12 protein-coding genes are annotated in these 20813 nt (G+C 54.8%); 4 read left to right on the top strand and 8 right to left on the bottom strand.

The window, feature by feature from the left end; all coding sequences use genetic code 11:
• Positions 1-266: 266 nt before the first annotated feature.
• Entirely contained in the window at positions 267-761 is a 495-nt protein-coding gene (locus RDM26_RS03115) for an arginine repressor (protein WP_278609889.1), read from the bottom strand.
• A 15-nt stretch (positions 762-776) separates the two neighbouring features.
• Positions 777-2447, bottom strand: coding sequence for an arginine--tRNA ligase (gene argS, locus RDM26_RS03110; RefSeq protein ID WP_278609891.1), 1671 nt, complete (start codon positions 2445-2447; stop codon positions 777-779).
• A gap of 84 nt (positions 2448-2531) precedes the next feature.
• Here argS and RDM26_RS03105 point away from each other — a divergent pair, with 84 nt between their 5' ends.
• From RDM26_RS03105 to RDM26_RS03095, 3 genes are all read left to right on the top strand, one after another.
• Entirely contained in the window at positions 2532-3392 is an 861-nt protein-coding gene (locus RDM26_RS03105; protein ID WP_278609893.1) for a fructosamine kinase family protein, read from the top strand.
• 109 nt (positions 3393-3501) lie between these two features.
• Positions 3502-4050 carry a hypothetical protein gene (locus RDM26_RS03100; protein WP_307737580.1) on the top strand — a complete coding sequence of 183 codons (549 nt, stop codon included), beginning with the start codon at positions 3502-3504 and terminating at the stop codon, positions 4048-4050.
• Between the two features lie 145 nt (positions 4051-4195).
• Positions 4196-5878: a S1C family serine protease gene (locus tag RDM26_RS03095; RefSeq protein ID WP_278609897.1), complete on the top strand. Its 1683-nt coding sequence runs from the start codon at positions 4196-4198 to the stop codon at positions 5876-5878.
• 58 nt (positions 5879-5936) lie between these two features.
• Here RDM26_RS03095 and RDM26_RS03090 read toward each other — a convergent pair whose 3' ends face one another.
• The 5 genes from RDM26_RS03090 to RDM26_RS03070 all read right to left on the bottom strand — a co-directional run bounded on the left by RDM26_RS03090 (position 5937) and on the right by RDM26_RS03070 (position 18544).
• Positions 5937-7049 (bottom strand): hypothetical protein, encoded by a 1113-nt coding sequence (locus tag RDM26_RS03090; RefSeq protein ID WP_307737579.1) that lies wholly within the window; start codon positions 7047-7049, stop codon positions 5937-5939.
• 209 nt (positions 7050-7258) lie between these two features.
• Positions 7259-11158: a DNA-directed RNA polymerase subunit beta' gene (locus tag RDM26_RS03085; RefSeq protein WP_307737581.1), complete on the bottom strand. Its 3900-nt coding sequence runs from the start codon at positions 11156-11158 to the stop codon at positions 7259-7261.
• A 27-nt stretch (positions 11159-11185) separates the two neighbouring features.
• Complete coding sequence (locus tag RDM26_RS03080) at positions 11186-14674, bottom strand: DNA-directed RNA polymerase subunit beta (RefSeq protein WP_307737578.1); 3489 nt, start codon at positions 14672-14674, stop codon at positions 11186-11188.
• Between the two features lie 310 nt (positions 14675-14984).
• Entirely contained in the window at positions 14985-16769 is a 1785-nt protein-coding gene (gene cydC / locus RDM26_RS03075; RefSeq protein WP_307737577.1) for a thiol reductant ABC exporter subunit CydC, read from the bottom strand.
• Positions 16770-16861: 92 nt separating this feature from the next.
• On the bottom strand, positions 16862-18544 hold the full coding sequence (locus tag RDM26_RS03070; protein WP_307737576.1) for an ATP-binding cassette domain-containing protein: 1683 nt from the start codon (positions 18542-18544) through the stop codon (positions 16862-16864).
• Between the two features lie 106 nt (positions 18545-18650).
• Here RDM26_RS03070 and RDM26_RS03065 point away from each other — a divergent pair, with 106 nt between their 5' ends.
• Positions 18651-19313, top strand: coding sequence for a LytR C-terminal domain-containing protein (locus RDM26_RS03065; protein ID WP_307737575.1), 663 nt, complete (start codon positions 18651-18653; stop codon positions 19311-19313).
• Between the two features lie 3 nt (positions 19314-19316).
• On the opposite strand, the gene RDM26_RS03060 is transcribed toward RDM26_RS03065, so the two are convergent.
• Positions 19317-20765, bottom strand: coding sequence for a solute carrier family 23 protein (locus RDM26_RS03060; protein WP_307737574.1), 1449 nt, complete (start codon positions 20763-20765; stop codon positions 19317-19319).
• Positions 20766-20813 lie beyond the last annotated feature (48 nt).

Raw genomic sequence — 20813 nt, 5'->3', positions numbered from 1 at the left:
AGATGCTCTATCCGTTGAGCCACGAGCGCATTTGCCGTTGCCGCAGCAACTACCTCAGTTTAAGACAGAGCCGATAAGCCCTCCAAATCCGAGACAGCTTATTTAATGTGATTCACACACCAGCCTCGCGGTGGGGTGGTACTGCGCAAGGGCTAGGTTTTATCCGAGTGGGCGCGGTGGGCATAAGAATTCGGAAAACGCCGCTACGTTTTCCGAATTCTTGGGCAGGAGGAAAAACCTAGCCCTTGCGCTAATCACATCTCGAACTAATCGGTAACGAACTGCATGAACAGCTCGTTTAAGGACTGGGCGTCCTCATCGGTTTTGCAAATAACCAAGATAGTATCGTCACCGGCGATGCAGCCGAGCACGGCATCAAACCACGCCATATCGATCGCCCCCGCGAGTAGCTGGGCACCTGCCGCCGGGGTGCGCAGCACTACCTGGTTATGTACCACTGCCGACGATACCAGCAGGTCTTGACACCATTTAGCTAACTTTTCATTACCGGGATCTTCTTGTCCTCGCCGCACTCGCACCGGATAGGGTTCGGGCAGCATATAGATAGTTTTCCCGCTGGTGGCACGCACTTTGGTAGCACGTAAAGCTAGTAGATCACGCGACAGGGTGGCCTGGGTGGTAGGGATTCCCCGTTCAGCCAAGTGGCTGAGAAGTTGCGACTGACTGGAGATTTCTTGTTGACTGAGGATTTCGCGGATCGCTTCCTCGCGCGCAGCCTTAGTGGTCGGTACGGTTGCCATGCCCCTATCTTCCCATTACATGCGTTCGGGAGCTACCACTCCGCACAGATCTAAACCATTTTCGAGCACTTGCCGCACGGCCTCATTCAGGTGCCGGCGTGCCACGTGTGCCGCAGTTATTTCTTCACCGGAGCGAGGAATAACCCGGCACTGGTTGTACCAGGTGTGATAGCCGGCTGCGAGTTTCTCCAGGTAGCGAGGAATCCGATGGGGTTCGCGTTCTTCTGCGGCCAATTTGAGTTCTGCCGGATATTGAGCCAAGATCCCGAGCAGATCCTTGTCAGCTTGGCTAGACAGCGCGGAGGCCTCATATTCACCATCGGATTTCACTCCGGCTTCATCGGCATTGCGACCCACTGAACAGGTGCGGGCATGAGCATATTGCACATAGTAAACCGGGTTTTCATTAGTATGCGAACGCAGCAAATTGAGGTCAATATCGACAGTGGAATCCATCGATACTCGCACCAGCGAATAACGGGCAGCATCGACTCCAACCGCCTCTACCAAGTCATCTAGGGTAATAACGGTGCCGGCGCGTTTCGACATTTTTACTTCTACGCCGTTTTCTTTCAGATTCACCATCTGCCCGATAATGATCTCTAGGCTTTTCCCCGGGTTACCCCCGAAGGCTGCACACATGGCATACATGCGGTCAATATATCCGTGGTGGTCAGCCCCCAGAATCAAGATTTCGTGGGTGGCTCCCCGGCGCTGTTTATCCCGGTAATAGGCAATATCGGCTGCAAAATAGGCGGGATCGCCATCGGACTTTAATATCACCCGGTCTTTGTCGTCCCCGTATTTAGTGGACTTTAGCCAGGTGGCGCCATCTTGCTCATAGATTACGCCCCGCGAACGCAGCTCTTCGATCGCATCAGTTACTGCCCCGGAAGTGTGCAGCTCGTCCTCGTGAAAGAAAACATCAAAATCGGCGCGGAAATCATGCAAACAATCTTTGATCTCTGCAAACATCAAGGTGGTGCCGGTTTCCCGGAAGTATTCTTCCGCCTGCGCTTCCGGTAGCTCTGCTAACTGCACTCCCTCTGCTTTAGCGCGCTCAGCCACTTTAGTGGCAATATCGAGGACGTACTGACCGCCGTAACCATCTTCCGGCACCTCTTTGCCCTGCCAGCGCGCCAGAAGCGACTTGGCGAAGCGGGTGATCTGGGCGCCGTGGTCATTGAAATAGTATTCGCGAGTAACCTTTGCCCCGCAGGCTGAAAGGATCCGGCAGAGGGTGTCGCCAACTGCCGCCCAGCGTCCTCCCCCTAAATGGATGGGACCGGTGGGGTTGGCTGATACATACTCTACGTTGATGTTTTGCCCGCTCAAGGCGTCACAGTGTCCGTATTGTTTACCGGCCTGCAAAATCGTGGAAACTAGTGCCCCGGCAGCGGCGGCTCCCAGCCAGATATTTACGAATCCCGGCCCGGCCACCTCGGTTTTCGAGATGCCTGCTACCTGGTCAAGCTGGGCAGTAATTTTTGCGGCGAGGTCGCGGGGCGCCATACCTGCTTTCTTTGCCAGCTGCATAGCCACGTTAGTTGACCAATCACCATTATCGCGCGAACGCGGACGCTCAACTTTCACGGTTTCCGGGATAACATCCGGGTCTAAACCGATTTCGGTTGCCTGCGTAACAAGAATCTGGCGGATTAGGGCACTTAGTTCTTCTGGAGTCATACTTTAAGCCTAGACTGCCAGGCGTATTTCTCGCCAAATCTGGCGAGCTAGCCCACAATGGTAGCCAGCTGGCACAATGGGGGTATGAGTGAGCAGGTTTACCACAAGGTTGATAATCGCCATCCCGAAGCTCTGGAGCTTGAAGAACTAGGGCTAAAGTGGCTGGCGGAGCCCATGGATAAAGGCGGGGCGCACGTAGTACGAGTTGCGGCTTCCGGACACGGGTTTTTAGACACCGAACTAATCCCCTCTACCGCTATCACCAGCGAAGCGGCGCGGGCTTTCGGGGCGGCACTGGCGATTACCCATGCGGGGGGAGCTGATTGGTTTGGTCAGCCTCCGCTAGGTTATTCCGGCCCCGGCTACATGGGTCGCTCCCGCCTAGAATTAATTTATGAGGACGCCGGGCAAAACTGGGGTGAGTTTTTCGCTGATCATAGGATCATGCCTAACCTGCCGCCTGCCCTCGATAATGGTTCGATCGATTCGGCCGGAGCGGCAGTTTTAGAGCGGTTGGCCGAGCGTTTGCGGGATGGAATCTTCGACGTTCCCGAACCGGAGCTAGTAAAAGCCAAGGCCGCTCGGATTCACGGTGACCTGTGGACCGGGAACGTAATGTGGGCGCCCTCGAGAGCTTTAAAGCATTTTCCTGCTAGTGCGGGACTGGGCGATAAGTTAGATCAGCCCCTGCCTGAGGTGGTGGGAGTGCTTATCGACCCGGCTCCCTCCGGCGGACACGCGGAGACTGATTTAGCGGCGCTGGGAGTGTTCGGCCAGCCCTATCTGGAGGAGATCTACCAGGGCTATAACCAGGTCTCACCGCTGGCGTCCGGGTGGCAAGAACGTATCGGTTTGCATCAAATCCATATGCTGGCGGTACACGCTAATCTGTTCGGAGGATCTTACGGTCCCCACACGGTGCAGCTAGCCAGCCAATATCTGTAAAACCGGATAGAGCCGCGGGTAAGCTCTGCGAGTTTTTGTTTACGCAAAGACATGGGGCAGATTTCGGGCGCAATCTTTGCGTAGCTGGCAAACGGGTTAGGCTAGTTTCATGAATCACATCATTGCCTTACTTATGGGAGTGCTACTGCTAGTCGGTTCTGCCTGGATACGTCACGGCAGTGCGAGGGCGCGTTTTTGGATACCGAAGAAAAAGAAAGATGTTTCTCGCTCCGGCATCCTGATTATGGATGAACGGTGGGTATTAGTGTTCCTGCCGGCTCTGGGTTTGTTCTTTTTGGCGATCGGAGCGACCCTGCCCGCAAACGCCACGCCGAAACCTGTCAACTACCTGCTACTGACAATCTGTCTAGTCAGCGCATTTATCGGACTGGTGGGGATTATTTGGGGATTAACCAACCTGTATTATCCGGAGGGGCTGCGGCCCGCTTGGCTGCGCGCCTACTATCGGCAGCTAGGATTTGCACCTTCCCGCGGTACTCGTTTGGCACCGGCCTGGTACCGCAAACAGCTGCAAGATGATAAGTTCGAGAATCCCCGCGAGAATCCGAAAGACCAAAACCAGATCGCTACGGGCGAGGAAAAACCGAAAAATACTCGCCCCAGCCAGCAAAACCGCAAGAAACGGCGCCCCCACTAAAACCGCAGGTAGCAGCCAATACTTAACTTGCTGCACCTAAATAGGACATAGCTAGGTATCCAGAAAACACCCAGAAAACATCCAGAGTGAAAACAGTTGCTGGTGTCAATATGGGGACACAATAGATAAGAGGAGATCGAGATTCATGACTAATAGCAATGATTCGACCCAACCCCAAAACGGTAGTAATCCGATTGACGACTGGGAAATGGATGATTGGCAAAGCGCCGGCTGGCCCGGCGAAATCCCAGAACCGAGCGGCGACAGTTTTCCGCCGCTAAGCCCCGGGAACACCGGCAACTTTGATGCCAGTGAGCCCGAGGAAGCGCGTCCCGAATTAACCGGCAGGATCACCGATATTCAACCTGGCAACCCGGAGATTAGCGGCGAGGCGACCTCCTCTTACAGTGAGATCAGTTCCCAAACAGATCCGGCTTTCCCCACTGGACAGACTTCTTCTGAGGAATACTCCTCCCCTTACAGCTTCGGGATTAACAAGTCATCCCCCTCGCAAACCACAAGTTCCTTCGCTAATGGCTTTGGCGCGCAGCAGGCGGCAGATACTGCCGATTTCCCCTACTCTCCCTCCTCCCAGGGATCATTTTTGCCCCCGGAACAGCCCGCTTGGGAACCATCCCCCATGCCTACTAAACGCAAAGAAAAAACTAAACGTGGCCCTGGCTGGCTGGCAACTATCGCCATTGCGCTAGCAGCCGCCTTGTGCGTATGGTTACTGCCTTCCGATTGGGGTTCGGGTACTACCTCTCTGGGGAAATCTCCGGTGAAAGTGGCAACCGAGGCTCCGGTAGTCCAGGCCAGCGCTAAGAACACGAACTGGGAGACAGTGGCTAAAGCGGTTCAGCCCTCAGTGGTGGCTATCCAGGTAGCTTCCGGTAATTCGGGAGAGACCGGATCCGGGGTGATTTTTGATGAGGCCGGACATGTGATTACCAACTACCACGTAGTAGCCTCCGCGATTTCGGGCAACGCAAAAGTCCAGATAGAGCTATTTAACGGAAAAATTTATGACGCCAAAGTTTTAGGATCCGATGCTTCTACCGATCTGGCGGTTTTAGAGTTCGTGAGTCCTCCCAAGGATTTACAGATGGCAGCACTAGGTAGTTCTACCGGTTTGCGGGTAGCCCAGCCGGTAGCGGCCATCGGTTCTCCGCTAGGACTAGAAAATACCGTTACTACCGGAATTATTTCTGCCCTCGACCGTCCGGTAGTAGTCACCCAATCATCCGAAGGTTCGGGAGTGCAGATTCCCGGGCTGAATGACCGTTCCGGTGCTGGCCAGCAAGTAGTTACTAACGCTATCCAAGTCGATGCCGCAATCAACCCCGGTAACTCTGGCGGCCCCCTTTTCGATGCCTCCGGGAAGGTTATTGGGATTACCTCCTCAATTGCCTCCCTAGGATCCTCCAATGGCGGTCAGGCGGGCTCGATTGGGATCGGTTTCGCTATCCCAGTAAATCTAGTACGTAACGTTGCCGACCAGATCATTACTTCCGGAAAAGTAACTCACGCCATGTTGGGAGTCACCATTGATACCGCGGTCGCCAAGATCGGGGGCGAGTCCCGGATGGGAGCGCGGGTTTCCACGGTAGTTCGCGGTTCGGGCGCTGATCGCGCCGGTCTAAAAGAGGGAGATTTGATCACCAAGATTGATGACTACCAGGTGGGATCCGGAGTGGCGCTGACTGGCTATGTGCGCTGGTACAACCCGGGAGACAAAGTAAAACTCACGGTGCTACGCCAAGATGGCACGCATGAAATTGAAGCCGAACTGGGAGCACAAACTAGCGATAGGAAGTTTAGACGCTAGCTAATGACACAAGTTGAGCCCGCCGGAAATCCGGCGGGCTCAACTAATATCTAGAACTCTAGGAGAAGATCGAGCGGAAGAATCCGCCGATCCAAGAGAATACTCGCACGAAGAACACCCGAACTTTCACTACGAAGCTATCGGAGTCATCGGCTTGTTCATCCGGCTGGACAGTCGGCTCTGGTACCGCAGTAGGGGGCTCATCCGGAAGCGGAGCCTCCGTAAAGGTAGGTTCCGGGGTGGTAGGTTCTACGCTCGGCTCAGGATCTGTGGTGGGCTCGGGAGCCGGAGGAGTCGGATCCTCAGTTAGCTGGGGTTCCCCAGTGGTCGGATCTGGGGTTGGCTGCGCGGTTTCACTGGGAACCTCCGGCTGAGTCGGTTCAGTCGTTGGTTCGGTGGTGGGATCTTCGCTTTGGCTAGGCTCAGGAGCAGCCGTAGTCGGATCCTGGCTAGGCTGAACAGTTTCACTAGGATCTGGATCTGCGGTCGGCTCGGGAGCCGGAGTTGTCGGATCCTCGGTGGGCTGAGGCGCCTCCGTAGTGGGATCCGGGGTCGGTTCAGCCGGTTCAGACCCCGCCGGGTATCCTAGATGCTTCTCCAAACCCTGCAATGCCAAGGCCACGTCAGCGTCACTAATCGGGTTGTTGAAGTCTTTAACTCCCGCCATTCCGGCGGCCATTAAATCACCCTTACAAGTATGGTCTACCCCCAAAAGATGCCCCAGCTCATGGGCAACCGTAGAAACCTGGGTAAGCCAACCGCTGCGATCTAGACGCAGATACAGCAGCCTCTGCGCAGCATAGGCGGTGCCAAGCGCTTTGCCTTCAGCGTAGGGAGAATCAATTACCTGCACTGGGCGATCAGCCATCGAGTCCACGTATTTAAACTTGATTTTCCCGCCGCTACGTTCGGTCCACATCTTCGTGGCGGCGTCAATCGCTGGACGGAACTTAGTATTCCCCAAATACAGCGACAAAGTATAAGAATCGGCGCTGGTAGCACCAATTAAAAAGGTATCTAGATTGGTGATCGGCTGTCCTTTTGCTACCTGATTATGCATTACCCGGCATTCACGAACCGTAGGAGTGCGCTCTGCTGCCTGTACGTTCTGGCTCCCCGCAACCGCGAACAGCCCCGCTAACGCCAGGCTGGCCATCGAAAGAGTGGACACCAAAATATTCTTTTTTCGACTCATACCCATAGTGAAATCGTACCAACCAGGAACATTAAAACAAAGTGATAATTAAGTTTTTATTGAGAACTTTGACATATCTGGCGGCTAACTGAGCTCCGAATCCAAAAGCGGCGCGTTAAAAGCTGCGGGGGCTTGCCTAGCTCAATTTGCTAGGCAAGCCCCCGCAAGGAACTCAACTATTTAGATTAGAGATTCAGACCAAAAGAGTCTTCGAAATTAATACCCGCCAAGAAGTCGTCATCAATATCGGGAATCTTAAAGTCATCAGCAGACCAACCCATCTTAGCCATCGCTTCCTCAGTAGGCTCCACACTGGCATCGCGGAACATCGACAGACCGGTACCAGCCGGAATCAGCTTACCGATAATCACGTTCTCCTTCAGGCCTACCAGCGGATCCTTCTTCGCCGCCATCGCGGCATCAGTTAACACTTTCGTAGTTTCCTGGAAGGAAGCTGCCGACAACCAAGAATCGGTAGCTAGCGAAGCCTTGGTAATCCCCATCAGTTCCGGACGAGCCGCAGCCGGCTCTCCGCCCTCGGAAACTACCTTACGGTTAATCGAGCGGAAGCGAATCGAATCCACCAAAGTACCCGGCAACAGGTCAGTATCTCCCGACTTCAGCACGGTTACCCGCCGCAACATCTGGCGCACAATCACTTCAATGTGCTTGGAGTGAATATCTACGCCCTGCGAACGGTAAACCTCTTGCACCTCGTTTACCAGCTGTTTTTGGGTGGAGTTAACACCCAAGATGCGCAGCACCTTCTTCGGATCTAGACGACCCTCAGTTAGCTGCTCACCTACCTCGACATGGTCACCGTCAGAGATAATCAGCTTCATCCGGCGCGGAGCGTCAATAATCAGATCATCTTGACCATCATCACGCACCACTACCAAATGGCGAGGTTCACCCGGTTCGTCAACTACCTTGACGCGCCCGGCGGCCTCGGTAATCAAAGCCTCACCCTTGGGGGTACGAGCCTCGAATAGCTCCTGTACACGCGGCAGACCCTGAGTAATATCAGCAGCACCCGCGGCACCACCGGTGTGGAAGGTACGCATCGTCAGCTGGGTACCGGGCTCCCCAATCGACTGGGCAGCAATAATCCCCACGGCCTCGCCAATATCAACCCGCTTACCGGTAGCCAGCGAGCGTCCGTAACAAGACGCACAAGTGCCGGCCTCGGACTCACAGGTCAAAACGGAACGCACCGGAATCTCGGTGACTCCTGCCTCGATCAAAACGTCAATCTCGGCGTCGCCCACGTCGGTGCCTTTAGCAAACACCAAGTTGCCGTCCTTATCGGTAACGTCCTTAGACAAGGTACGTCCATAGGCGGTGGTCTCTACGATATCCAGCTTGTAAACCTGGCCGTTTTCACCGGCGTTACCAATGGGCAGTACCAGGCCGCGGCGAGTGCCACAGTCTTGTTCACGCACAATAACGTCCTGAGAAACGTCAACCAGACGACGAGTCAAATAACCCGAGTCTGCCGTACGCAACGCGGTATCGGCCAAACCTTTACGAGCACCGTGAGTAGCAATGAAGTATTCGAGCACCGACAGACCGGAACGGTAATTCGATTTAATCGGCTGCTCAATCAGCTTCTGTTTCGGGTCAGCCACCAGGCCACGCATACCGGAAATCTGCCGGATCTGATCCCAGTTACCACGAGCACCAGAAGAAACCATCCGGTTCACCTGGTTACGAGCAGGGAAGTTCTCCCGCATCGCCTCGGCAACTTTAGCCGTACATTCAGTCCACAAATCCACCAGTTCGTTATAGCGATCCTGGGCGGTAATCAAACCGAGATCGGCATCCTCTTGAACCTGGGTAGCCTTTTCGTCATACTCGGCTAGAATCTTCGCCTTGACCGGTGGTTCTACCACGTCAGCGAAACCGATAGTAGTACCCGACCAGGTTGCCCAGTGGAAACCGGTCTCTTTCAAAGCATCCAAAGAGGCCGCCACATTACCTTTGTCGTAACGTTCCGCCAAGGTATTAACAATCCGGGACAGCCCCTTCTTGTCCACCTGCTCGTTTACGAACGGGTAAGAAACCGGCAGCGCCTCATTGAAGAAGCAACGCCCAATGGAGGTTTCAAACTCTACCGGATCGCCCTCTTCGAAGCCTTCCGGAGCCTGCCAATCCTTCGGCGGTACTGTGCCCGGCTCAAAACGGATCAGCGCCTTAGCGTTAATATCCAGACGGTTCTGGTCATAGGCCATAATGGCTTCACCCAGAGAAGAGAACTTGGGGGTAATCGGGTTTCCGTCCTCGTCGGTTGGAACCGGCAGCGCCGGATCCGGATCCGAAGTCAAGTGGTAAATCCCAATCACCATGTCCTGAGAAGGCATAGTAACCGGACGGCCATCAGCCGGCTTCAAAATGTTATTCGAAGACAGCATCAAAATCCGTGCCTCCGCTTGCGCTTCCGCGCCCAGCGGCAGGTGAACAGCCATCTGGTCACCATCGAAGTCCGCGTTGAACGCGCCACAAGCTAGCGGGTGCAACTGGATAGCTTTACCCTCAATCAGGATCGGTTCGAAAGCCTGAATACCTAGACGGTGCAAAGTAGGTGCCCGGTTCAGCAACACTGGGTGTTCGGTGATGACCTCATCGAGGACGTCCCACACCTGCGGACGCTGGCGTTCCACCATCCGCTTGGCAGCCTTAACGTTCTGGGCTTCCTGCCGTTCCACCAACCGTTTCATTACGAACGGCTTGAACAGCTCCAAAGCCATCTGCTTAGGCAAGCCGCACTGGTGCAGCCTGAGCTGCGGACCTACCACGATCACAGACCGGCCAGAATAGTCAACCCGCTTCCCCAGTAGGTTCTGACGGAAACGTCCCTGCTTACCCTTGAGCATATCGGACAGTGACTTCAGCGCACGGTTACCCGGGCCAGTCACCGGACGTCCGCGGCGACCATTATCAAACAGGGCGTCCACCGATTCTTGCAGCATCCGCTTCTCGTTATTCACGATGATCTGGGGAGCACCCAAATCTAGCAGTCGCTTTAAACGGTTATTACGGTTAATCACCCGGCGATACAGATCGTTCAGGTCAGAGGTCGCAAACCGGCCTCCGTCTAACTGAACCATCGGACGCAGATCCGGAGGAATCACCGGGATGCGATCTAGCACCATCGAATCCGGTTTATTCCCGGTCTGCAAGAAAGCAGAAACCACTTTCAGCCGTTTCAAAGCACGAGTCTTGCGCTGACCGGTACCGGTTTCCACTTCCTCTTTCAGCTTTTCGGCCTCTGCTTTTAGATCAAAGTCCTGCAAGCGCTTTTGGACTGCTTGCGCGCCCTTATCACCCTTAAAGTAAATGCCATAGCGCATCTCCAAGTCGCGGTAAAGCCGCTCATCACCCTCCAGGTCGCCTACCTGCAGTTCTTTGAAGCGGGTGAATACCTCGTCCCGACGCGTCAGCTCGCGATCCAGCTTGCGCCGCATCTGAGTGACCTCTTTATCGGCGGCTTTGCGGATCTTTTCCTTTTCGGCGTTTTTAGCATCTTTAGCTTCTAAGGCCGCCAGATCTTTTTCCAGTTTTTCCTGGCGAGCCACAATTTGTGCCTCGAAGCGTTCAGACAAACGCTGTTTTTCCAGGCTGAGCTCATTTTCCAGATTTGGCAGATCCTGGTGGCGGGCGTCCTCGTCGACCTCAGTAATCATATAGGCCGCGAAATAAATGACCTTCTCTAGATCTTTGGGCGCGAGATCCAGCAGGTAACCCAGACGAGAGGGCACACCCTTGAAATACCAAATATGGGTAACCGGGGCGGCCAGCTCAATATGACCCATGCGTTCGCGGCGCACCTTAGAGCGAGTAACCTCTACCCCACAGCGTTCACAAACGATGCCCTTATAGCGCACCCGCTTGTATTTACCGCAAGCACATTCCCAATCCCGGGTGGGACCGAATATGCGTTCACAGAACAGGCCATCCTTTTCGGGCTTCAGGGTGCGGTAGTTAATAGTTTCCGGCTTCTTGACTTCCCCGAATGACCATTCAGCCACGCCCTCGGCGGTCGCCATGCCGATATGTAGTTGATCGAATTTCGTTGCATCCATAATCGACTCTTACCTTCTCTTCCCTGCTGCCTAGATTTCTTCCAAAGAAACATTGGGGTTTGGCCGCGAGCCAATATTGATCCCCAACTCTTCGCTGGCGCGCTCAGCACCGTCATCGTCTTCAGCCAGGGACACCACATTGTCTTCGGCGTCTAAGGCTTCCACATTCAGGCAGAGGGAGCGCATTTCTTGTATGAGGACGCGGAAGGATTCCGGAATACCAGGCTGCGGAATATCCTCGCCCTTAACAATCGCCTCATAGACCTTCACGCGGCCGGTAATGTCATCCGATTTCACAGTGAGCAGTTCCTGTAGCGAATAGGCGGCGCCATAGGCCTCCATCGCCCACACTTCCATCTCCCCGAAACGCTGGCCACCGAACTGGGCTTTACCGCCCAGCGGCTGCTGCGTAATCATCGAGTAAGGACCGGTGGAACGAGCGTGAATCTTGTCATCTACCAGGTGGTGTAGTTTCAGCATGTACTTGTAGCCTACTGAAATCGGGTAGGGGAACGGTTCACCGCTGCGCCCATCAAATAGTTGTGCTTTACCGTCTTCGTTGATGAGGCGATCCCCATCCGCGTTCGGGCGGGTGCAACTGAGCAGACCGGTGAGCACGTCTTCTTCCACACCGTCGAATACCGGGGTGGCCACCTTTTGACCGGCAGGAGCCGATAGCCCTTCCTTGGGGAGTTTCTCAATCCACTTGGCGCCTTCTTCTGCCAGCAGGGAAGTATCCCAACCCTGGTGAGCGATCCAGCCTAAGTGGAACTCCAGTACCTGCCCGATGTTCATACGTCCCGGCACACCCATGGGGTTCAAAATAATGTCAACCGGAGTGCCGTCCTCTAAGAAAGGCATATCCTCGATCGGCAGAATCTTGGAAACCACACCTTTGTTACCGTGACGACCAGCCATTTTATCGCCAATGGTGATCTTACGGCGCTGCGCGACATAGACGCGCACCATGTGTTTTACCCCGGGAGGTAGTTCGTCGTCTTCATCGTTAAACTCGCGAACCCCGATCACAATCCCGGTTTCGCCGTGCGGCACGCGCAGTGAAGTGTCCCGCACTTCGCGGGCTTTCTCACCGAAGATGGCGCGCAGCAGGCGCTCCTCACTGGTCAGCTCGGTTTCACCCTTCGGGGTTACTTTCCCGACCAAAATATCGCCAGCCTGCACCTCGGCGCCGATACGGATAATACCGCGTTCGTCCAGGTCAGATAGGGCGTCCTCGGAGATATTAGGAATATCGCGAGTGATTTCTTCTAGACCCAGCTTGGTTTCACGGGCATCGATTTCGTGTTCTTCGATATGGATCGAAGTGAGCACGTCATCTTGGACTACCCGGCGGGACAGAATAATCGCGTCCTCGTAGTTCAGACCTTCCCAAGACATGTAGGCAACCAGCAGGTTCTTACCCAAGGCCAGTTCACCATGATCAGTTGCCGGGCCGTCAGCGATCAGATCCCCGATCTCTACCCGGTCACCGGCAGCCACCCGTACATGCTGGTTGTAGCAGTTACCGGGGTTGGAGCGGTGGAATTTGTCTAGGTTATAGGTGAAGTAGGAGCCGTCATCGCACATGAGCTGTACATGTGCCGCATCGGCTTCTACTACTACCCCGGCATGGTCGCTAACAATAGCTTCGCCGGCATCCATAGCGGTACGCCGTTCCATACCGGTACCCACTAGTGGAGCTTCGGTGGTCAGTAGCGGAACCGCTTGGCGCTGCATGTTAGCCCCCATGAGGGCGCGGTTAGCGTCATCGTGTTCTAGGAACGGAATCAGGGCGGCGGCGACTGAAGTCATTTGCCGCGCTGAAACGTCCATGAAGTCCACTTCGTCGCGGTGCATTTCCTGAGGGTCTTCCCCAGCAATCCGGCACAGAACCAACTCTTCAGCAAAAGAACCGTCATCATTTAACGGAGCTGAAGCCTGGGCGATATTGTAACCGGCCTCTTCATCCGCGCTGAGGTAGTGCACCTCATCGGTGACTTTCCCGTCTTTAACTACCCGATAGGGGGTTTCAATAAACCCGAAGGAGTTTAACCGGGCATAGGTTGCCAGCGAGCCGATCAGACCAATGTTCGGGCCTTCCGGAGATTCAATCGGACACATCCGGCCATAGTGGGACGGGTGCACGTCACGAACTTCCATGCCGGCACGGTCACGAGAAAGACCGCCCGGACCTAGCGCGGACAGGCGCCGCTTGTGGGTTAGCCCCGAAAGCGGGTTGTTTTGATCCATGAACTGGGACAGCTGCGAAGTACCAAAGAATTCTTTGATCGCGGCCACTACCGGACGGATGTTAATCAGCGACTGCGGAGTGATAGCCTCCGCGTCCTGGGTGGTCATGCGTTCGCGTACCACCCGTTCCATCCGGGAAAGCCCGGTGCGAATCTGGGCTTGGATTAGTTCACCAACTGCGCGAATCCGGCGGTTACCGAAATGGTCGATATCGTCGGTTTCTACCCGCACATCAATGATTTCGCCGTCCTCGTTGGTGGCCGACACCGTCTGGTCGCCTTTTTGCAGCGCCAATAGGTATTTGAAACCAGCGATAATATCGTCCAGCGTCAAAGTGGAGGCGTGGATATCACTGGTAAGCCCCAGTTTCCGGTTGACCTTGTAGCGACCAACTTTGGCCAGGTCATAGCGCTTGGGGTTGAAGTAGAATCCTTCAATCAGGTTGCGGCCTGCTTCTGCGCTAGCCGGCTCTCCAGGGCGGATCTTGCGGTAAATATCTGCCCGGGCATCATCGGTGGACTGAATGTTATCCGAATCCTTTTCCAAGGTGGAAAGCATGATCGGATAGTCTTTGAACTCTTCGCGGATTTCTTCCGCCGTCATCCCCAGGGCACGTAGGAAAATGGTGCCGGACTGTTTACGACGCCGGTCAATACGGATACCTACGTTTTCCCGTTTGTCGATCTCTAGCTCTAGCCAAGCACCCCGGGAAGGAATGAACTTGCAGCCGTAGATGTCCTTATCTGAAGTCTTATCGGCGACTTTCTCGAAGTAGACGCCGGGAGAGCGCACCAGCTGGGAGACCACTACCCGCTCGGTACCGTTAATAATGAAAGTTGCCCGCGGAGTCATCAGCGGGAAATCCCCCATAAACACGGTCTGCGATTTAATTTCGCCGGTGTTTTCATTCATGTATTCCGCGGTTACGAAGATGGGAGCCGCGTAGGTGTAATCCTTGGCTTTGCATTCTTCGATGGAATACTTGGGGGGCTCAAACTTGGGGTCGGAAAACGACAGCGACATGGAGCCAGCGAAGTCTTGGATCGGGGAAATTTCTTCAAAAACTTCCTCCAAGCCCGACAACACGGGATCGGTGCGATGGGTCGCTTTTGCTTTTTCTTCTGCACTCTCGCGCCACTGGGGGGTGCCTAAGAGCCATTCAAAAGATTTCCTTTGAATGTCAAGCAGATTCGGAGGAGCCATAACTTCCTGCAGTTTTGCAAACGACAGGCGAGAGGGCTTATTGGCGGATGCGGTTTCAGCAGCCAAAAGGATTCCTTTCGGACGACGTAACTTCGCGCGATTTTCTGGTTTCCGGCCCCTTCCAGGCGCTGGTTGTTCTTCCGATCGCCTTGCGCATTTTTAGGGCGAATCAACAGACCAGACCACATCGGGCTACGGCAAACGCAAGTATTAATGCTAGTTTGAAAACGCTCATTATGCCACATGTCAGGCGAGGACGTGCGCATTTTCACAGCTTTCTTCCCTGTTTTCGGGCTGCTGGGGAGCAAAATACTATTTTGGAGGCTCCGCGTGGGGTGTCTGGTAGCGCGCTCTTGCCTGTTTTCGGGGTTCCGGTCTACAACGTAAAGACTGCTTCCTTTTCATGGGCATATAGCTTCGCCAGTTCCCCTGCTTGCGCGAGCAACTGCTTCGGCTCTCCCGCTTCTGCCAGCTTGCCCCCAGAAAGCACCAGCACTTGGTCGGCTTCTTCTACTTGGCGCAGGGCGTGAGTGATTTCAATAATGGTGGACTCAGGACGCATCTCCCGCACCCGGTGGCGGATCCGCGCCGCTAATGCTGGCTCCAAATGGGCGGTGAATTCATCTAACACCAAGACTGGAGAGTCAGTCAGCAGCGCCCTCGCCAAAGATAGTCTTTGCCGCTGTCCCCCTGACAGTGCCCCACCATATCTGCCTACGCGAGTATTTAAACCTGCAGGTAAACTCGTAATAGCCTGATCCAGCTCCACCGTTTTTAACACTTGCCACAGCTGTTCCTCACTGGCATCGGGTTGACCTAACCGCAAATTTTCGGCAATCGAGGCCGAAAAAATATGAATCCGCTGGGTAACCAGAGGAATCGCGAGGCGAATAGCTTGCGGATCTAGCTGCGCCAGCGGTAAATCTCCCAGCAGAATCTGCCCGCTATCGACATCCCAGTACCGCAGTAGCAGTCTCGCCAAAGTAGATTTTCCGCTCCCGGTAGCGCCACATATAGCAGTCCAGGAACCCGCGGGAATAGTAAAGGAAACATCCTGCAGGGTCTGCCGGGAGGATGCCTGCTTTCCGCTTTGGGGATAGGTGAAAGACACGTCCTCGAAAATAATCGGGAAAGGCTGCGCGGGCGGGTTCTTGCCACCGCTAGCTACCTGAGGAGCAGAGTTCGCCACCTGCCAAACCCGGCGGGCGGCAGCGAAAGTGTTGTCCAGGTGGGTAGAGAAATCTTCCACCCCGCGGCATACTTCCCAAGAACGCATTACCGCAAAGGTGGCGGCCAGGGCGGCGGGAATCGCAGCTAAATCGCCTGGTGAAGGCATTCCCACCCAGATGACCGCCAGCGCTGCTAAGTACATTCCACTTTGGGTCAGAGCCCGACGTAAAGCCTGCAGCGAGGTCAAAGGGCGCGCGCAGGCTCCCACAATCGACATATAGCGCTCAAGTTGAGTAGTGCGCGCCCGCTGCAAACCGTAGCCGGTCACCTCACTAATCCCGTTCACCGAGTCGGTCACCGATTGGGCAACTTGACCCTGGGCTTTCCCGACTGCATCCGCCGCTTGGCTGCCTTCCCCGCCCCCTAGCAGCATTAGGGACAGCAAAGTCACCAGGTAAACCAGGAATAATAAAACGCCGCTAAGGGGAGAAACCAAAAATCCGGCCAGAATCGAGACCGCGAGGGGGATAACCAGTGCGCTAAATGCAGGAACCAAGGTGTGCGCAAAAAACACTTCGATACGATCAATATCGGCGGTGATGCGAGTCAGGAGATCCCCGCTTTTAGCCCCCACCATACAAGCCGGGGATTGCGGCACCAGGCGCCTAAACATTTCTTGCCGGAAAATCTCTAGCGCTTTAAAGGCCACATAGTGTCCGGCGAACTGTTCTAGGTAACGAAAAACTGCTTTCAGTAACGCTAAAACCGCCAACACCCCTACGCTCACCCACAGGTAAGCCGAACTCAAGAGGGTGCCACCAGCGATTGCTACTACTGCCGCGCCGATACGGTAGACCCCAAAAGCAATGAGGGCGATACCGAAAGCCTGATCTAACAGGCGGGCTACCCCGGAGATGTAAAGAGGTTTCAGCACGGGCCGAGCCAGGTGTAATAGCCAGTTAACCAGCTGGCGGGTTCCTAGCTCCGGCACACTAGCATCCCTCCCGGTTTTTACAGGTGACCGCGGGTTTTCGCCGTCCTCTTTAGCAGGGAGTAGGTACTTTATAAGCTCCGGTAGTTTCTTCACCGCACTACCTCCTTTAAAGCGCCATCTTGGAGGTACAGCACGCGGTCAGCAAACTCCAGGGCACTGGCACGATGCGTAAGCAGAACGATAGTTTTTTCTTTCGCTATCTCCGCGAGTGCCTGGGTAATCGCCGCCTCGGACTCTAAATCTATCTGCGAAGTTGGCTCATCCAGCAGTAGTAACTCTCGCTGGGACAATAGTGCCCGGGCTAAAGATAAGCGCTGGGCTTGCCCTCCCGATAGGGCATAGCCGTCCTCGCCTACCGGGGTATCTAGTCCTTGCGCGAAAGCGCGAACTTCTGCGGCCAGTCCCACTTTTTCCAGGCACTCCCATAGGCGTTCTTCACTGGCGCGGGGAGCTACCATCATCAGGTTGGAGCGGATGGTGCCGGTGAAAATCCAGGTGTGCTGTTGGACTAGCGCCGATTGGTCTGCAAACCAGGCGCTACTGTTAGCCTCGAGGGCGCGTCCTTGCAGATAATAGGCTCCTTTGCTGGGTAAAATATTACCTTTAAGTATTTCAATCAGGGTGGATTTTCCGGCTCCGGAAGGACCGCAAATCGCCACCCATTCCCCTTGCCTTATTTCTAAATCCAGGTTCTGCAGCACGGGATCGCCCCCGGGATAAGCAAAAGTGAGATCCTGCAGCGAGAGGAAAGAATCAGAGTGCGCTACTACCTGCGATTTATCGGAACTGGCGTCCCCGTCTTGACCATGGGAGGGGGCTTTGCCACTTAAAAAGGCGCGTACTAGACGTTGATTCGCCATTCCCGCCATCCCCACGTAGAAGAAGGATCCGATTTTGTTCATCGGCTCTAAGAGCAGCAAAGTTAACCCCACCATGGAAACCACCGGAGCGATCACCGTAATACCGCTACCCCAAGCACCATTGATTACCTTCCACAGGGTGAGCGCAAACCCGACAGTAAGGAGTAAAAGATTGAATCCCAGGTCAATTACCAGCAAGATTAGTTGATTGGCAGCCAGCAGGCGCATAGTGGAAAGCCGATTTTCTTCCCCAACCTGAGCCAGCTGCTGACCTTTTAAGTCAGCGGCTCCTAGCAGCGTCAAAGTTTCTAAACCTGAAAGCGCATCTAGATAGGAGGCTGCTAGCTGATTCCGTCGCCGCCGCGAGCTGCTCGAAACTTTCCGGGTTAGTTTCGAAAACCCAAAAATAATTGCCGGCACTAGCGGCACAAAACCCAGTAACACCAAGGCACACCAGGGGTCGACAAACAACGCCATTATCGTCAGCACCAGTAACGGACTCACCATCGCCCCGATCATGGAACCTAGGAAAGCCTGGCGGTACCGCTGAATTTTCTCAGTACCGGACGTCATCATGTCTATTAGGGATCCGGCACTACGGGAAGCTAATACCCCCGATCCTTGCCGGAAAAAATCTAGCAGCAGCCGAGACTGCAAAGCCTGCTGTTCTTTATAAATAGAATGCTGCTCGATACTAATCCGGGTGGCTTCACATCCCCCCAGCATCACAGCCACAAAGATTAGACCGCCCAACATACCCGAAAGGCTCTTCCCGGAAAATCCGTGCGACAAGGCGTAACCTAGCAAAACTATGAAACCGGCCGCCAACGCCACCGAGATCAAGGTGAGGATCACACTAGTGATAATCGCGACTGTCCCCGCCGGACGGGAAAGTGACAGTTTTTTCGCCATATGATCCTCTAGCTCAGTGGTTTTCTTGGCTTTACTTTACTAGTTTTAGCGTCTAAAACGTACCCGCCAACGATGCCCTAAGGCTAAGGGAGGTAAAGTAACAACCATGAGTAAAACCCAGGTGAGCCCCAACAGCGGTGGGGACCCGCAGCAACCGAATCTGGCAGCAAATCCTGAAAAAGTAGACCCGCTGGCAGACCTTACCCCCCATCAGCGCTATGTGCGGCGCCGTCAACAACGGGAAACTATGGTTTTCACCGTTATCGGTTCGGTGATGGCCGGACTACTGGTGCTATCCATCTTGATTGGGTTCGGGATTTTACCCTTCCCCTTCTTCAACGACTTTAAACAGGCACCCCAATACGCACAGGCGGGAGACGTTCCCTGCCCGACCTCGGAAAAAGCGGTTCCCTTAGACAAAATGGAGATCCATGTGGTCAATGGCACCGATGTTTCCGGCCTGGCCGGGAAAGTAGCCAAGGGACTTAAAGAACGCGGAGTTCCGGTCAAAGACACTGGGAATATCAGTTCCGGTTCCTACGAGGGCAACATCCGGATAGTTACCGGCCCCACCGGGGTGAACGTAGCCTACACTTTGGCACGCGCCTTTGAGGAAGCAGAAGTTATTCTAGATCCTCGTCCTACCTCGGATGTGACCGTGACTATTGGATCTCGCTACACCGATATGGTTAGTCCCGAAGAATTTAAGGAAGAAGCGCATAACGATCTTGACGAGATGGAAGGCTGCAAACTAGTGCAGATTGCCTAGTCTCTAAGCCTGCTGTTTCCCCGAATCCTCAGCGGTTTTCGGATTTAGGGATTCTGAGAGGTGGGCTACCCGTTTTTCATAGGAGCGGGACTCTAGATCCGTACCTGCCGGGACAGAAGCTGGAGAGGCCTGCTCGAGGAAGGTACCCCGCGCCTTCGAAATCCCCCGCATCACGTGGTAGACCACGATCGCGGCGGCCGAACCCAAGGCAATACCATTGAAGGTGAGGGAACCGATCTGCCAAGTGTAGTCAGCGATAGCAATAATCATGGCGACCGCGGCGGTATTGAGATTCACCGGATCCGCGAAATCAACCTTGTTTTGCACCCAGATACGCACTCCCAGCATCCCGATCATGCCGTAGAGAACGGTAGCAGCGCCACCGAGCACCCCGGGAGGAATCGTTGCGATTGCCGCCCCAAACTTGGGGAACATTGATAGCGCCAAAGCCACGAAAGCAGCCACGATATAGGCGGCAGTAGAGTAGACACGGGTGGCAGCCATTACCCCAATGTTTTCTGCATAGGTGGTGGTAGCACTACCGCCACCACAACCAGCAAATACGGTAGAAACCCCGTCAGCAAAGAGGGCGCGTCCGGTCAAATGGTCAAGATTTTCTCCGGTCATGGCGGATACCGATTTCACGTGACCGACGTTTTCAGCCACCAAAACCAGCACTACCGGGATAAAGAGCCCCAAGGTAGAAGGCTCAAAAGAAGGACTATGGAATTCGGGCAGGCCAATCCAGGCGGCCTCGCCAATGGCTTTGAAGTCAACTTCATGCTGAACTACCGCCGCGATATAGCCCACCCCTACGCCAATCAAAATAGATAGACGGCCGATGATGCCTTTGAATAGGACGGTGATGAGCACGATGGAGGTGACGGTAATGACTGCCGTGACCGCGCCCTCTTTAAACCAATTCCAGGCCGCCGGAGCCAGGTTAAAGCCGATCAGAGCTACGATACATCCGGTTACGGTGGGCGGCATGATGCGGTCAATCCACACGATGCCCGCAAAATGAACGATGACCCCGATGAGCGCCAAAATTACCCCGACGCTAATGACTCCGCCGAGCGCCGCCGACTGCCCGTACTGGGCAGACACCGCGGTGATCGGGGCGATTAACGCAAAGGACGACCCCAAATAGGAGGGCAGTTTACCGGCGGTTACCAGCGCGAATAGCAAGGTTCCGATGGCGGTGAAGAACAGGGTGGTGTTAGGCGGAAAGCCGGTTAGTAAGGGCACCAGGAAGGTGGCGCCGAACATGGCGACTACGTGTTGGGTGCCGATACCGATGGTGCGCGGCCAGGAGAGCCGTTCGCGAGGCATTACTACTTCACCCGAGCCAATCGAGCGGCCATCACCGTGAAGTTTCCACAAACCCCCGAGTTGTTTCTTCGGGGATTGTTGGGGGGAGCTTGGTTGGGGGTTCTGATCGTTATTAGACATTTCGTCCCTATCAGCTAGGAGACTCTGCCCTTTTGCGGGCTAGGGTCT

Source organism: uncultured Varibaculum sp., from assembly GCF_902489465.1.
GTDB lineage: Bacteria > Actinomycetota > Actinomycetes > Actinomycetales > Actinomycetaceae > Varibaculum.
The sequence above is the reverse complement of the archived record's forward strand: the minus strand, read 5'-3'. Positions and strand labels throughout refer to the sequence as shown.

Coding starts and splice junctions, on each gene's coding strand:
- argS (WP_278609891.1), bottom strand. CDS start 2,447: ATGACTCCAGAAGAACTAAGTGCCCTAATCCGCCAGATTCTTGTTACG.
- RDM26_RS03065 (WP_307737575.1), top strand. CDS start 18,651: ATGAGTAAAACCCAGGTGAGCCCCAACAGCGGTGGGGACCCGCAGCAA.
- RDM26_RS03100 (WP_307737580.1), top strand. CDS start 3,502: ATGAATCACATCATTGCCTTACTTATGGGAGTGCTACTGCTAGTCGGT.
- RDM26_RS03070 (WP_307737576.1), bottom strand. CDS start 18,544: ATGGCGAAAAAACTGTCACTTTCCCGTCCGGCGGGGACAGTCGCGATT.
- RDM26_RS03115 (WP_278609889.1), bottom strand. CDS start 761: ATGGCAACCGTACCGACCACTAAGGCTGCGCGCGAGGAAGCGATCCGC.
- RDM26_RS03105 (WP_278609893.1), top strand. CDS start 2,532: ATGAGTGAGCAGGTTTACCACAAGGTTGATAATCGCCATCCCGAAGCT.
- RDM26_RS03060 (WP_307737574.1), bottom strand. CDS start 20,765: ATGTCTAATAACGATCAGAACCCCCAACCAAGCTCCCCCCAACAATCC.
- RDM26_RS03095 (WP_278609897.1), top strand. CDS start 4,196: ATGACTAATAGCAATGATTCGACCCAACCCCAAAACGGTAGTAATCCG.